We start from the raw sequence: 14,193 nt of genomic DNA, 5'->3' as shown, positions 1-14,193 counted from the left end.
ATGAGGCAGTACGAGCCCGACCGCCCGACCCCGGTCGAAGTGGCCGCCATGCGGCGCAGTCTCCGCAGCGGCAGGGCCGCCATGACCCGACGGTCGCTGATGGGCGGCGCGCTCGCGGTGGGCGGCGTCGGGGCCCTGAGCGCCTGCGGAATCCCCGCGGCCGGCAAGTCCCAGGGTGGCGTCTCCGCCGACGACCACTCGGAGAAGGAGAAGGTCGTCAACTTCTCCAACTGGCCCGAGTACATCGACGTGGACGACAGCGAGCAGCACCGTCCGACGCTGGACGCGTTCCGCAAACGGACCGGCATCAAGGTCACGTACACCGAGGACATCAACGACAACGACGAGTTCTTCGGCAAGATCCAGCCGCAGCTCGCCGCCGGTCAGGACACCGGCCGCGACCTCATCGTCCTCACCGACTGGCTGGCCGCCCGCATGATCCGGCTGGGCTACGTCCAGAAGCTGGACGCGTCCAACCTGCCGCACGCCTTCGCCAACCTGTCGGACCAGTTCCGCAGCCCCGACTGGGACCCGGGGCGCGCCTACTCGTACCCCTGGCAGGGCATCTCGACGGTCGTCGCGTTCAACAAGAAGGCGCTCGGCGGCGTCGAGGTGAAGTCGGTCTCCGACCTGCTCGACAACCCGGCGCTCAAGGGCCGGGTCGGCCTGCTGACGGAGATGCGCGACACCGTCGGCATGACCATGCTCGACATGGACATCGACCCGGCGAAGTTCACCGACGACGACTACGACGCCGTGATCGCCCGGCTCCAGAAGGCCGTCGACAAGGGCCAGATCCGCCGCTTCACCGGCAACGACTACACGTCCGACCTCAGCAAGGGCGACCTGGCGGCCTGTGTCGCCTGGGCCGGCGACATCGTGCAGCTCCAGGCCGACAACCCGGACGTCGACTACGTCATCCCCGACAGCGGATACATGACGTCGACGGACAACATGCTGATCCCCAACAAGGCGCGCCACAAGACGAACGCCGAGCGGCTCATGGACTACTACTACGAGCCGGGGCCCGCCGCCGAACTCGCCGCGTACATCAACTACGTGAGTCCGGTTGCGGACGTGAAGCCGTACCTCGCCAAGATCGACGAGTCGGCGGCGGACAACCCGCTGATCGTTCCCGACAAGGCCATGCAGGCCAAGTCCCATGCCTTCCGCTCCCTGAGCTCGAAGGAAGAGACGGCCTACCAGCAGCAGTTCGCGAAGCTCACAGGGGCGTGACGACCATGACGAAAGACAGCAGCGGCGACGTCCGCCTCTCCGGCATCAGCAAGACCTACGGCTCCTTCACCGCCGTGCAGCCGCTCGACCTGACCGTCCCGCAGGGCTCGTTCTTCGCCCTGCTCGGCGCCTCCGGCTGCGGCAAGACCACCACCCTGCGCATGATCGCCGGACTGGAGGAACCTTCCTCCGGCACCGTCCACCTCGGCGACCAGGACGTCACCGCCCTCCCGCCGTACAAGCGCCCGGTGAACACCGTCTTCCAGTCCTACGCCCTCTTCCCGCACCTCGACATCTTCGAGAACGTCGCCTTCGGTCTGCGCCGACGCGGCATCAAGTCGGTGAAGAAGCAGGTCGAGGACATGCTCGAGCTGGTGCAGCTCGGTGAGCAGGCCCGCAAGAAGCCGCACCAGCTCTCCGGCGGCCAGCAGCAGCGCGTCGCCGTCGCCCGCGCCCTCATCAACCACCCCAAGGTGCTCCTCCTCGACGAGCCCCTCGGCGCCCTCGACCTCAAGCTGCGCCGCCAGATGCAGCTCGAGCTCAAGCGCATCCAGACCGAGGTCGGCATCACCTTCGTGCACGTCACGCACGACCAGGAGGAGGCCATGACCATGGCCGACACCGTCGCCGTGATGAACGCGGGCCGCGTCGAGCAGCTCGGCTCGCCCACCGACCTCTACGAGAACCCGCAGACCACGTTCGTCGCCAACTTCCTCGGCACCTCCAACCTCATCGAGGCCGAGGTCGACACCAAGAGCGGCGACGACATCGTGCTGAGGGCGGGCGGCGGCAAGCTCGTCCTGCCCGAGGCCCGCTGCTCCGCGCCGACCACGGCCGGCGGCAAGGTCCTGGTCGGCGTACGCCCGGAGAAGATCTCCCTCACCCACGCCGACGACGCCGGCGAGATCCCCGAGGGGCGCAACCGCATCACCGGGAAGATCGCCCACTCCTCCTTCATCGGTGTCTCCACCCAGTACGTCATCGACAGCACGGTCTGTCCCGAGTTCGAGGTCTACGCCCAGAACCTGGACCGCGACCCCCGCCTCGCCCCCGGCGCCGACGTCGTCCTGCACTGGAGCCCCGCCCACACCTTCGGTCTGGACGCGGCCCAGGACATCGACGCCGGCATCGACGAACAGGTGGCGGTCTGAGATGGCCACGCTGACCGAGGCTCCCCCGCCGCTCTCCCCGCCGGCGCCCGCGCGGAAGCCGCCGCGCAAGCGGGGCCGCATGACGCCGTACTGGCTGCTGCTGCCCGGCCTGCTCTGGCTCGTCGTGTTCTTCGCGCTGCCGATGATCTACCAGGCCTCCACGTCCGTGCAGACGGGCTCCCTGGAGGAGGGCTACAAGGTCACCTGGCACCTCGCGACCTACTGGGACGCGCTGAGCGAGTACTGGCCGCAGTTCCTCCGCTCGGTCCTCTACGCGACCGCCGCGACGCTCCTGTGTCTGATCCTCGGCTACCCGCTGGCGTATCTGATCGCCTTCCGCGCGGGCCGCTGGCGGAACCTGATCATGATCCTGGTCATCGCGCCGTTCTTCACCAGCTTCCTGATCCGCACCCTCGCCTGGAAGACGATCCTCGCCGACAGCGGCCCGGTCGTCGGTGCCCTCAACACCCTGCACGTCCTCGACGTCACCGACTGGCTCGGCTGGACCTCCGGCGACAGAGTCCTCGCCACCCCGCTCGCGGTGGTGTGCGGACTGACGTACAACTTCCTGCCGTTCATGATCCTGCCGCTCTACACCTCGCTGGAGCGCATCGACGGACGGCTGCACGAGGCGGCGGGCGACCTGTACGCCACCCCCCTCACCACCTTCCGCAAGGTGACCTTCCCGCTGTCGATGCCCGGTGTCGTCTCCGGCACGCTGCTGACCTTCATCCCGGCGGCCGGCGACTACGTCAACGCCGAACTGCTCGGCTCCACCGACACCCGCATGATCGGAAACGTCATCCAGACCCAGTTCCTGCGCGTGCTGGACTATCCGACGGCGGCGGCCCTGTCGTTCATCCTGATGGCGGCCATCCTCCTCATGGTGACCGTCTACATCCGCCGGGCCGGGACGGAGGATCTGGTCTAAATGACTGTCGTCAACTGGTTCAAACGCCATCTCGTCGTCATCGCGGGACTGCTGACCCTCGGCTATCTCCTGCTGCCCAACATCGTCGTCACGGTGTTCTCCTTCAACAAACCGAAGGGGCGCTTCAACTACGAGTGGCAGCAGTTCTCCACCGACGCCTGGAAGAACCCCTGCGGCGTCGCCGGAATGTGCAACTCGCTGTCGATCAGCCTCCAGATCGCGATCTGGGCGACCATCGGCGCCACCCTGCTCGGCACGATGATCGCCTTCGCGCTGGTCCGCTACCGCTTCCGCGCGCGCGGCTCCGTCAACTCGCTGATCTTCCTGCCGATGGCGATGCCCGAGGTCGTCATGGCCGCCTCGCTGCTCACCCTGTTCCTGAACCTGGGCGCGCAGCTGGGCTTCTGGACGATCCTCATCGCGCACATCATGTTCTGCCTCAGCTTCGTCGTCGTCGCCGTCAAGGCACGCGTCCTGTCCATGGACCCGCGCCTCGAACAGGCCGCCCAGGACCTCTACGCCGGACCGGTGCAGACCTTCCTGCGCGTCACCCTGCCCATCGCGGCCCCCGGCATCGCCGCGGGCGCGCTGCTCGCCTTCGCGCTCTCCTTCGACGACTTCATCATCACCAATTTCAACGCGGGCTCGACGGTCACCTTCCCCATGTTCGTCTGGGGCTCGGCACAGCGCGGAACGCCCGTCCAGATCAACGTCATCGGCACGGCCATGTTCCTGATCGCCGTCCTGCTCGTCCTGACGTCCATGGTCATCGGCAACCGCCGCAACAAACAGAAGGCATAGAGGGAGTTGAAATCATGGCCCCAAGCGCCATGAACCGTTGGATCACTTCTCTTTCCGACGCCCAGCCGTCGCCGTACTGGCTGGAGGACCCCGGCAAGCCCCACCCCGAGCCCGCCCTCACCGGCGCCGACAGCTGCGACCTGCTGGTCGTCGGCGGCGGCTACAGCGGACTGTGGACCGCGCTCGTCGCCAAGGAGCGCGATCCACGGCGGGACGTGGTGCTGCTGGAGGGGCGCGAGGTGGGCTGGGCCGCCTCGGGCCGCAACGGAGGCTTCTGCGCGGCCTCCCTCACCCACGGGCTGCCCAACGGGCTCGCCCGCTGGCCCGACGAGATCCACACCCTGCAGGAGCTGGGCGCCCGCAACCTCGACGAGATCGAGGCGGCGATCGCCCGGCACGGCATCGACTGCGACTTCGAACGCACCGGCGAGATCGACGTCGCCACCGAGACCTACCAGGCGTGGGAACTGCGCGACTGGTACGAGGAACTCGAGCGCAAGGGCCTCGCGGACGGCATCGACTTCCTCGACGCCGACCAGGTCCGCGAACAGGTCGCCTCACCCACCTTCGAGGCGGGCCTGTACGACCGGCGGGGCGTGGCCATGCTCCACCCCGCCAAACTGGCCTGGGGCCTGAAGCGGGCCTGCGTCCGGCTCGGCGTCCGCGTGTACGAGCACACACCCGCCCTGGACCTGAAGGCCTACGGCGCCGGGATGACCGTCCGCACGCCGTACGGCCGGGTCCGCGCCCGGCAGGTCGCCCTCGGCACCAACATCTTCCCCAGCCTGGTCAAGCGGGTGCGGGCGTACACCGTCCCGGTCTACGACTACGCCCTGATGACCGAACCCCTCACCGCCGAGCAGCTCGGCGCGATCGGCTGGAAGAACCGCCAGGGCCTCGGCGACTCCGCCAACCAGTTCCACTACTTCCGGCTGTCCGCCGACAACCGGATCCTGTGGGGCGGCTACGACGCGATCTACCCGTACGGCGGCCGGGTCCGCGCCGAGTACGACGACCGGCCGGAGACGTACGCCAAGCTCGCCGGGCACTTCTTCACCTGCTTCCCGCAGCTGGAGGGCGTCCGCTTCACCCACGCGTGGGGCGGCGCGATCGACACCTGCTCCCGCTTCTCCGCGTTCTTCGGCACGGCCCACCACGGAAAGGTCGCCTACGCCGCCGGGTACACCGGCCTCGGCGTGGGCGCCACCCGCTTCGGCGCCGAGGTGATGCTGGACCTGCTCGCGGGGGAGGACACCGAGCGGACCCGGCTGGAGATGGTCCGCAGGAAGCCGCTGCCCTTCCCACCGGAACCGTTCGCCTGGACCGGGATCGCGCTCACCAAGTGGTCGCTGGCCCGGGCCGACGCGCACGGCGGACGGCGCAACCTGTGGCTGCGGACCATGGACCGGCTCGGCCTGGGCTTCGACAGCTGACCCGCCCTCCGCGGCGGTGACCCGGTTCACTCCAACGGGTGGCAGGAACCCGCGTAATGCAAGGCCAGGACCTCCCTCTCCCTCCTGACGCGACCGCGTCGACGAGAGAGGGAGGTCTTCTCATGGCTGGGGCGAAGTCGGCGGCCGAGTGGCTGGCATCCGTCGCACCGGATCCCGAGGCCTGCCGCTGGGAGTGGGAGCGCAACCCCCTGGGGGTCGCGCTGCTGCCGGCGGGCAGGGCCTGGGACGTGCTCATCCTGCCGGGCGAACTCGGCTACCCGACGCTCGACGTCCTCACCCGCATCCTCGGCCGGCCGGGGCCCGTGCTGGTCGACTTCGGGGACCACCGCATGGGCTTCTTCGTGCCCCCCGGCACGGCCGCCAACTGGCTCGGCACCGGTGTCCGCACGGCGGGCGCGGGCACCTGGATCGTCGTCCCGTACCCGAACCGCTCCACCGGCACGGTCCGCTGGCTCGTCCCCCCGGACGGCTCCGGCACGCTGACGGATCCGGCGCTGCTGGAACTGGCCATGCACGAGGCGGCCGCCGGTTTGGCCGACTAGGGGGTGTTTCGAAAGTGCCGCACAGCACCCGCGGCGCCCGGCACGTCCTCGCGCCGCACCGGCCGAAACCCCAAGTACGTCCAGTACGAGGGCTTTCGTCCGGCACGCCGAGAGCACGCACCGGACACCGCGGGCACCGCACAGGACTTTCGCAACACCCCCCAGACGTGTGCCGCGCTGTGTCGTCGGTCGGCCGCTGCGCCGCTGTGGCCGGTCGCGCCCACGCGGCGGAGCCGCAGATCGATACAGCCCCGCGCCCCTCAGGTGCGCCGCAGAGCCGCTTCTCAGTCCGGCGCCGTCGCCTTCAACGCCAGCCACAACTCCATCCGTACGTCCGGGTCGTCCAGGGACCGCCCGAGGATCTCCTCGACCCGCCGCATCCGGTAGCGCAGCGTGTGCCGGTGCACCCCCAGATCGGCCGCCGCCGCGTCCCACTGGCCGTGCCGGGACAGCCAGGCCCGCAGCGAGGCCACGAGGTCGCCGCGCCCGGTCGCGTCGTGCTCGTACAGCGCCCGCAGCAGACCGTCCGCGAACGCCTTCACCGCGTCGTCCGCGAGCAGCGGCAGCACCGAACCCGCCGCGAGCTGCTCGTGCTCGACGAGGACCCGGCCCCTGCGCCGGGCCACCGACAGCGCCTGCTCGGCCTGCCGGTACGCCGCCGCCGCCGCGATCGGACCGGCCGGCGCCGACAGGCCGACGACCAGCTCCTCGTCCGCGTGTTCCTCGCCGTTCGCGCGGGCGCCCTCCAGCATCGCCGCGCACCGCGCCACCGCGGCGACGGCCGCGCCCCCGTCCGACGCCAGCACCACCAGCCGCTCGCCCTCGGGCACCACCAGCACGGCCTCGCCGGACCGGGCGGCGGCGGACTCGGCCACCTCGGACAGACCGCCGAGGGGGTCACGGTCGGGCTCGCTCCCGGCCGTCGGCCCGGATTCCGCGACGATCACCCGGAACGGGGCGTCCAGCAGCGCGCCGTAGAGATCGCCCGCGACGGCGCGGGCGTGGTCCGGCTCGCCCGCCAGAAGCATCCGCAGGACCGCCGTGCCGATGCGCTGCTCCGCCGCCTGAAGGGAGCGGGAGCGTTCCGTCGTGAGCGTGAGCAGGGCGATCGCGGAGTGGACGGCGTACCGCTCGGCCGTGCCGAGGGCGGCGGCCGTGCCGACGGCGAGCGCGGCGCGCGGCCGGCGACCGGTGCCCAGGGTGTGCAGCTCGACCCGGTCGGTGTTCTCCACGCTCTCGCCGCCCTCGGCCGACCCGGCCCCGGCGACCACCGCCGACGCCGGCGCGGGGCGCTCGCGCAGCCGCTCCACGTCCGCCGTGAGCCGCGCGGCCCGCCGGCCCGCCCACTCCGGTGCGGTCGCGACGACGGCGCCCGAGGCGTCGTAGAGCGCCGCCCAGCCGTCGACCTGGGAGGCGAGCGCGGCCAGCAGCCCCTCCGGGCCGTCCGTGAGCGCCTGTTTCGTCAGCTCCCGCTGGGCGGCGAACCCGGCCGTCACCGCCCGGTACTGATCGGCCGCGATCGCCGCCGACACCGCCTTGCTGATCGCGAGGAACGGTGTCCGGCGCGGCACCTCCAGCAGCGGCAGGCCCTCCTGCTCGGCCGCGTCGACGAGCGCCTTCGGGATCTCGTCGTAGTTGACGCCGACCGCGAAGCCGAGTCCGACCACCCCGGCCCCGGCCAGGCGCTTCACATAGCGCCGCATGGCCTCGGGGTCCTCCGCGTCCAGCTTCAGCGCGGTGATCAGCAGCAGTTCCCCGCCCTCCATGTACGGCACGGGGTCGGCGAGCTCGCTGACATGCGCCCAGCGCACCGGCACGTCCAGGCGGTCCTCGCCCGCCCGCACGGTCAGCTTCAGCGCGGAGTGGTGGACGAGCGAGGCGAGCGTGGGAGGCATGGGGCCTTCAGAGGGGTCGGACGAGAGGGACCGGCGGGATGATCTTTGGCCGCTGCGTATGAAGGGCCTGTGCCGATTCTGCCTCAGCGTACGGTCCCCCGTACGCCCCTTCAGCCTCTGAGGTCCACCAGCAGCGGCGGCGCGTGCTCGCCCCCGACGCTCGTCAGCGACAGCACCGCGTGACCCGGCGGCACCTCGTGCGCGAGCTGGGACGCCGACCACCGCTCCCGCTCGACCTGCCGCACGGTCACCGCGTCCGTCGTCACCGCCTTGCCGGTCACCAGCTTGCGCAGGGCGTGGATGGCCCGGGTCATCGGCTGGTCGGCGAAGACGGTGTGCTTGGCGACCTCCGTGGTCTCCACCCACTCGGTGCCCCAGGTCTGCGCGAACCGGCCGCCGTCCCAGGTGGTGATCCCGGAGAACGCCATCCGGCAGCCCACCGCCCCGTACAGCGGCCCGTGCAGCGCCTCCGGTACGTCCGCCACGGTGCGCAGGGCGAGGACCACGCCGGCGTTCCGCGAGCGCAGCCGCTGGATCCGGCGCACCGAGTCGGCGGTCACCGTGCCGGTCGCGTCGTCGAGGACCAGACAGGCGAAGTGCGCCCGCCGCCCCTCCCGTACGACGGCGTGGAACTGGGCCAGGACCAGCCGGGTGATCAGCCGGCCCGCCTCCTCATGACCCCGCTCGGGCAGGTCCACGCGGACCCGCAGCGGGTGGTGGGCGACGGCCCGCAGGGAGAAGGCGCGGTGGGTTTCCCCGCCTCCGCCGAAGAACCCGTCGAACACCGGCCGGTTCAGCAGCGCCAGCCGGTCGGCGAGGGCGCGCCCCGGGTCGCCGGGCGCCCCCGTCTGCCGTACACGCGCCTCCAGCTCCCTGCGCATCACGTCGTTCCCGGCCACGGCGGCCCGCAGCGCGCCCAGCGCCCCCGGCTCACCCTCGAGGAGTTCACGCAGCTCACCCAGGTCGGGGAACCGGCCGTGCGCCGCCCGGTAGGGGCCCAGGAGCTGGGCGAGCGCGGTCGCCGCGCCCTGCCCGCTCACCGTGTCCAGATCGCCGACGAGGGCCTCGGCGAGGATCTCGGCCGCCTCGTCGGGGTCGTCGGACTCGGCGTACGGGTCCAGGTCGTGCACCGAGGACGGGTCGCCGATCCGGACGATCACGTCGTAGGAGGAGTCGGCGCCGAGCGGGGCGCCGCCGGGCGAGGACACCGCGACCACCGCGCAGCCCCCGGTCAGCGACTGCAGCGCCAGGGCTTCCGTCAGCGGCTCGATCAGCGTGCGGGTCTTGCCCGCGCCGGACGGGCCGATCGCCAGGAGCGAGGTGCCGAGCACGTCCGGGCCGAGCGCGGCGCCGGCGTCGTGGTAGGCGGCCGGGCTGCGCTCGGCGGCCACCCAGCGGCCGATGCGGACCTGCCCGGCGAGCAGATCGTGGCGGGCGGCGCGGCGGGGCAGGTCACGGGCGCCGGAGGGGTGGGTCCAGGCGGCCCCGCCCTGCCGCAGCACGGTCTCCCGGAACTCGGGCAGCCCCACCGTCCACGCCCGCCGCACCCGCGCGCAGTCGACGTCGTTCATCCGCCCGGCGGCCACCTCACCGGTCAGCAGCTCGGCGACCTCGACCTGCCCGGCGTCCCGCAGCTCGGGCCACTGGGAGGGGGGCCGCGCGACGACGGGAGCGGGCGTCTTCGGGTTCTTCCGGGCGGCGAGTCGTTCCTGCAGATACGGCCACCAGCCGCCGACCTTGGCGAACGGCCACACCACGAGCAGGGTGATCACCGCGTACAGGGTGTCCGTGAACAGGACCGAGGCGAACAGTTCGTAGCTCCCGCTGATCAGGACGATCAGCGAGAACAGCGGGTCGACGACCGGCAGCGCGTCCCAGCCGACCCCGAAGGCGCCGGGGAACACGAAGCTGAGCGCGGCCAGCGCGCACAGCAGGGCGAGCAGGGCCCGGGCGGGCTGCGGACGGCGGCCCACGAAGTGCCGCAGCGCCTCCGGCCAGCTGCCCAGCCGGCCCATCGTGAAGAGGAGGACCGCGAAGAAGACACCGTCGTAGACGACCCGGGCCTCGGCGCCCTCGGTGGTCTTCGGCGAGGCGATCGTGCCGCCCCACCACCAGTCGCCCGGCGTGAACAGCCGCAGCAGCGTGAACTGGTACGGCAGGCTGCCGCGCCGCCACAGCGACCACAGCACCAGCGCCACCACCAGCGGCACCAGCATCCCGATCACCGTCACGGGCGCGAGCCGCTCCACCGTGCGGTCACCCTTCGGGGGCCGGTACCCGAACCGCCAGACACCGGGCTTCGCGGCGGGACGCGGCTCGTCGAGCCAGCTCCCCACGGCCGAGGCGGTCGGCGGGGCCGCGGGCCGCGGCGGCACCTGTGGCGGTCCCGCCGGGCGCGGTACAGGATTCGCATGCGTGCCGCGCGCGTCCCGCATCCCGTCGCTGTCCATCGCCCTTGCCCCCTGACCAGCCGCTCCGTCCACCATCAGCGGTCAATCTAACGCCCCGGCAAGGGGAGTTCACCGCATACGGGGCCGGGTGGCACGGATCGCCGCTCACCCGTCACTGTCCACGGCGGACAACCGGCCCCGCCGACAACGCCCACATGGAGCATGCCGACCCCCCGTTCCCCGTCCTAGCCTGCGAGAAAAGAAAGAAATGAAGGACAGCGTCCGCGCACCGCGTGCGTGAAAACCCCCAGGAGCCCTCATGACCGCCCTTCCGCAGGAGCGCCGGATCGTCACCGCCATCCCCGGCCCGAAGTCGCAGGAGCTGCAGGCCCGCCGTGTCGCCGCGGTCGCCCAGGGCGTCGGCTCCGTGCTGCCGGTGTTCACCGCGCGCGCGGGCGGCGGAATCATCGAGGACGTCGACGGCAACCGTCTCATCGACTTCGGCTCCGGCATCGCCGTGACCAGCGTCGGCGCCTCCGCCGAGGCCGTCGTACGCCGCGCCTCCGCGCAGCTCGCCGACTTCACCCACACTTGTTTCATGGTCACCCCGTACGAGGGCTACGTGGAGGTCGCCGAGGCCCTCGCCGAGCTGACCCCGGGCGACCACGCCAAGAAGTCGGCCCTGTTCAACAGCGGCGCCGAGGCCGTCGAGAACGCCGTGAAGATCGCCCGCGCCTACACCAAGCGCCAGGCGGTCGTCGTCTTCGACCACGGCTACCACGGCCGTACCAACCTCACGATGGCACTGACGGCGAAGAACATGCCGTACAAGCACGGCTTCGGCCCCTTCGCGCCCGAGGTCTACCGCGTCCCCGTCGCCTACGGCTACCGCTGGCCGACCGGCCCGCAGAACGCGGGCCCCGAGGCCGCCGCGCAGGCCATCGACCAGATCACCAAGCAGGTCGGTGCGGACAACGTGGCCGCGATCATCATCGAGCCGGTGCTCGGCGAGGGCGGCTTCATCGAGCCCGCGAAGGGCTTCCTGCCCGCGCTGAGCAAGTTCGCCGCCGACAACGGCATCGTCTTCGTCGCCGACGAGATCCAGTCCGGCTTCTGCCGCACCGGCCAGTGGTTCGCCTGCGAGGACGAGGGCATCGTCCCGGACCTGATCACCACCGCCAAGGGCATCGCGGGCGGTCTGCCGCTCGCCGCCGTCACCGGCCGCGCCGAGATCATGGACGCCGCGCACGCGGGCGGCCTGGGCGGCACCTACGGCGGCAACCCGGTGGCCTGCGCGGGTGCGCTCGGTTCGATCGAGACGATGAAGGAGCTCGACCTCAACGCGAGGGCGAAGGCGATCGAGTCGACGATGAAGGCCCGCCTCACGGCGATGGCCGAGAAGTTCGACGTCATCGGTGACGTCCGGGGCCGTGGCGCGATGATCGCCATCGAGCTGGTCAAGGACCGTACGACCAAGGAGCCCAACCCGGAGGCCACCGCCGCGCTCGCCAAGGCCTGCCACCAGGAGGGGCTGCTGGTCCTGACCTGTGGCACGTACGGCAACGTGCTGCGCTTCCTGCCGCCGCTGGTCATCGGCGAGGACCTGCTGAACGAGGGCCTCGACATCATCGAGCAGGCCCTGGCCGGCGTCTGACCCACAGCCGTTCCCCAGGGACGGCAGGCGGTGTGAAGAAGGTGTGCGGGGTGCATGGCGGGTGGCGCATCCGGCTGTCGTACCGCCCGTCACTGCCGTACGTTCTACCCAGATGAGAGATACACCCGTCCGCAGGCGACTGCGGACGGAACCCCCAGGCCGGGGCCTCCCCAGCTTCGACCTGGTCGTGCCCTCGCGCACACAACCGGAGCCTCGTGCTTCGGATCTCCTCACCGATCGGACCGTCGCCCGCCCCAAACCCCCCGGGGCGGCCGGCATTCCGATCCGGACGGCCACCTCGGAACCATCCCCCCCGTTCCGGGGTGGCCGACCTCCTTCTCCCACCCCCCAGGGCCCCTCAGCGCCATGTGGCGGGAAATCAACCCTCAATCGGCCGCGAACAGTTGAATACTTTGCGAAGTCGGTAAACGAAGGGTAAATGTAGGGCGACTTGTCATGAACGGTTCCCGGGGGGGAATTGGTGTCGGAACCAACCATCACCGTTGTCATCGGCGCGTACAACGCCATGCCCTATCTGACCCGCTGTCTCCGGTCGGTGGCCGAGCAGTCCTTGGGGGAGTACACCCTGGAGTGCCTGGCCGTCGACGACGGTTCGACCGACGGCACCGGCCAGGAGCTGGACCGTTTCGCCGCCGAGCATCCCGGCCTCTTACGCGTGGTCCACCAGCCGAACTCCGGCGGGCCCAGTGGCCCCCGCAACGTCGCCCTCGGCCTGGCCAGAGGCCGGTACGTCTTCTTCCTCGACGCCGACGACCACCTCGGCCCGCACGCCATGCGCCGGATGACCGACATGGCCGAGCGCAACGGCTCCGACGTGGTGCTCGGCAAATACGTGGGCGTCGACTGCGACGTACCCCGCTCCATGTTCGAGGCCAACCAGGAGGTCGTCGACCTCGCGACCTCCCGCGTCTGGAACGCCCTGACCCCGCACAAGCTCTTCCGCCGCTCCTTCGTCGAGGAACGGGGCCTGCGTTTCGACGAGGACATCCGCATCGGTGAGGACCGCCTCTTCGTCACCAAGGCCTATCTCCAGGCCTCCGTGATCTCGGTGGTCGCCGACGAGGACTGCTACTACAAGGTCAAGCGCGACGACAACGGCAACATCACCAGCAGCTACAGCGACCTGGCCAAGCGTTTCGAGACCGCCCGGCGGATCATGGCCGCGATCGCCGCGCACAGCGAACCCGGCCCCGTGCGCGACGCCGCCCTGCTGCGCACCTTCCGGGGCGGTCTGCTGGACTCCTTCTCCTGGCGCTTCCCGCAGTTGGAGGAGGACCGGCAGATCGAGGCCATGGAGATGGTCAAGGAACAGGTCGACGCGTTCTACACCCCGGACATCGACGCGCGGATGACCGTGCCGCACCGCCTCTTCGCGCACTGCGCACGGCACGGTCTGCGCCACGAGCTGATCGACCTCATCGAGTTCCTGAAGGAGGAGCGGGCCGGCCGCCGGGCCCCGCACGAGATCGTGGTCGACGGCGGCCGCGCCTACGCGGCCTACCCCCACTTCCGTGACGGGCGGACCGGTATCCCCGACTCCTGCTTCGACGTCACCGACGGTCTGCGCCAGGACGACCGCCTCGACGCCGTGCGGTGGAAGGGCAAGGGGCGGCGCGGAGTCCTCCGCCTGCACGGCCACGGCTTCATCGAGAAGGTCCTCACCCGCGATCCCGCCACCGCACTCGTCCTGCGGGCCCGCGCCGACGGCCACGAGATACACATCCCCACCCGCGCGGCACCCGGCGCCGGCCACGGCGAGGCGGGCTTCACCGCCGACATCGACATCAGGACCGCCCTCGACGGGCGCCCGCTGCCCCAGGGCATCTGGGACGTCTACCTCAACGTCCGCACCCAGGGACTGAGCACCCGCCGCCGCTACGGCGCCCGCAAGGCCCCCGACCTCGCCCCCGCCACCGGCGGTACCACCGGCGACCTCACGGTCAAGCCGTACTACACCCCGTACGGCAACCTGAGCCTCGACATCAAGCACACGAAGCGCACCCGCAGAAGGCTCAGAGGCCTGGGCCGAAGGATCAGCGCGGGCCGCCTGAGGGGGCTCGTGCGCCCCGACCGCCGCAGGCGATAGGGCGCGGGGCCGCGTCGGCGCGCGGCCCGGCC

Annotated in this window: 10 protein-coding genes; 8 read left to right on the top strand and 2 right to left on the bottom strand. The window is 71.1% G+C overall.

Features of this window, described 5'->3' with window-relative positions; all coding sequences use genetic code 11:
- From OG852_RS15180 to OG852_RS15155, 6 genes are all read left to right on the top strand, one after another.
- Nucleotides 1-1,236, top strand: coding sequence for an ABC transporter substrate-binding protein (locus OG852_RS15180; protein ID WP_133917128.1), 1,236 nt, complete (start codon nt 1-3; stop codon nt 1,234-1,236).
- 5 nt (nt 1,237-1,241) lie between these two features.
- Entirely contained in the window at nt 1,242-2,387 is a 1,146-nt protein-coding gene (locus OG852_RS15175; RefSeq protein ID WP_443064531.1) for an ABC transporter ATP-binding protein, read from the top strand.
- A 1-nt stretch (nt 2,388) separates the two neighbouring features.
- On the top strand, nt 2,389-3,318 hold the full coding sequence (locus OG852_RS15170) for an ABC transporter permease (protein WP_133917126.1): 930 nt from the start codon (nt 2,389-2,391) through the stop codon (nt 3,316-3,318).
- Complete coding sequence (locus tag OG852_RS15165; RefSeq protein ID WP_330348233.1) at nt 3,319-4,119, top strand: ABC transporter permease; 801 nt, start codon at nt 3,319-3,321, stop codon at nt 4,117-4,119.
- Between the two features lie 14 nt (nt 4,120-4,133).
- Nucleotides 4,134-5,552 (top strand): NAD(P)/FAD-dependent oxidoreductase, encoded by a 1,419-nt coding sequence (locus tag OG852_RS15160; RefSeq protein WP_133917124.1) that lies wholly within the window; start codon nt 4,134-4,136, stop codon nt 5,550-5,552.
- A 122-nt stretch (nt 5,553-5,674) separates the two neighbouring features.
- The gene (locus OG852_RS15155) at nt 5,675-6,115 is read left to right on the top strand and encodes a hypothetical protein (RefSeq protein ID WP_133917123.1); all 441 of its coding nucleotides are present in this window, start codon (nt 5,675-5,677) and stop codon (nt 6,113-6,115) included.
- Nucleotides 6,116-6,399: 284 nt separating this feature from the next.
- On the opposite strand, the gene OG852_RS15150 is transcribed toward OG852_RS15155, so the two are convergent.
- Together OG852_RS15150 and OG852_RS15145 are read right to left on the bottom strand one after the other, a co-directional pair.
- On the bottom strand, nt 6,400-8,010 hold the full coding sequence (locus OG852_RS15150; RefSeq protein ID WP_330348232.1) for a PucR family transcriptional regulator: 1,611 nt from the start codon (nt 8,008-8,010) through the stop codon (nt 6,400-6,402).
- A gap of 110 nt (nt 8,011-8,120) precedes the next feature.
- Entirely contained in the window at nt 8,121-10,460 is a 2,340-nt protein-coding gene (locus OG852_RS15145) for an ATP/GTP-binding protein (RefSeq protein WP_330348231.1), read from the bottom strand.
- Between the two features lie 259 nt (nt 10,461-10,719).
- Here OG852_RS15145 and gabT point away from each other — a divergent pair, with 259 nt between their 5' ends.
- Both gabT and OG852_RS15130 read left to right on the top strand, forming a co-directional pair.
- Nucleotides 10,720-12,054 (top strand): 4-aminobutyrate--2-oxoglutarate transaminase, encoded by a 1,335-nt coding sequence (gene gabT / locus OG852_RS15140; protein WP_133917120.1) that lies wholly within the window; start codon nt 10,720-10,722, stop codon nt 12,052-12,054.
- 481 nt (nt 12,055-12,535) lie between these two features.
- Nucleotides 12,536-14,161, top strand: a complete 1,626-nt coding sequence (locus OG852_RS15130) for a glycosyltransferase (protein WP_330348230.1) — start codon at nt 12,536-12,538, stop codon at nt 14,159-14,161.
- The last annotated feature ends 32 nt before the right edge of the window (nt 14,162-14,193 follow it).

Source organism: Streptomyces sp. NBC_00582 (genome assembly GCF_036345155.1).
Taxonomy (GTDB): domain Bacteria; phylum Actinomycetota; class Actinomycetes; order Streptomycetales; family Streptomycetaceae; genus Streptomyces.
The sequence above is the reverse complement of the archived record's forward strand: the minus strand, read 5'-3'. Positions and strand labels throughout refer to the sequence as shown.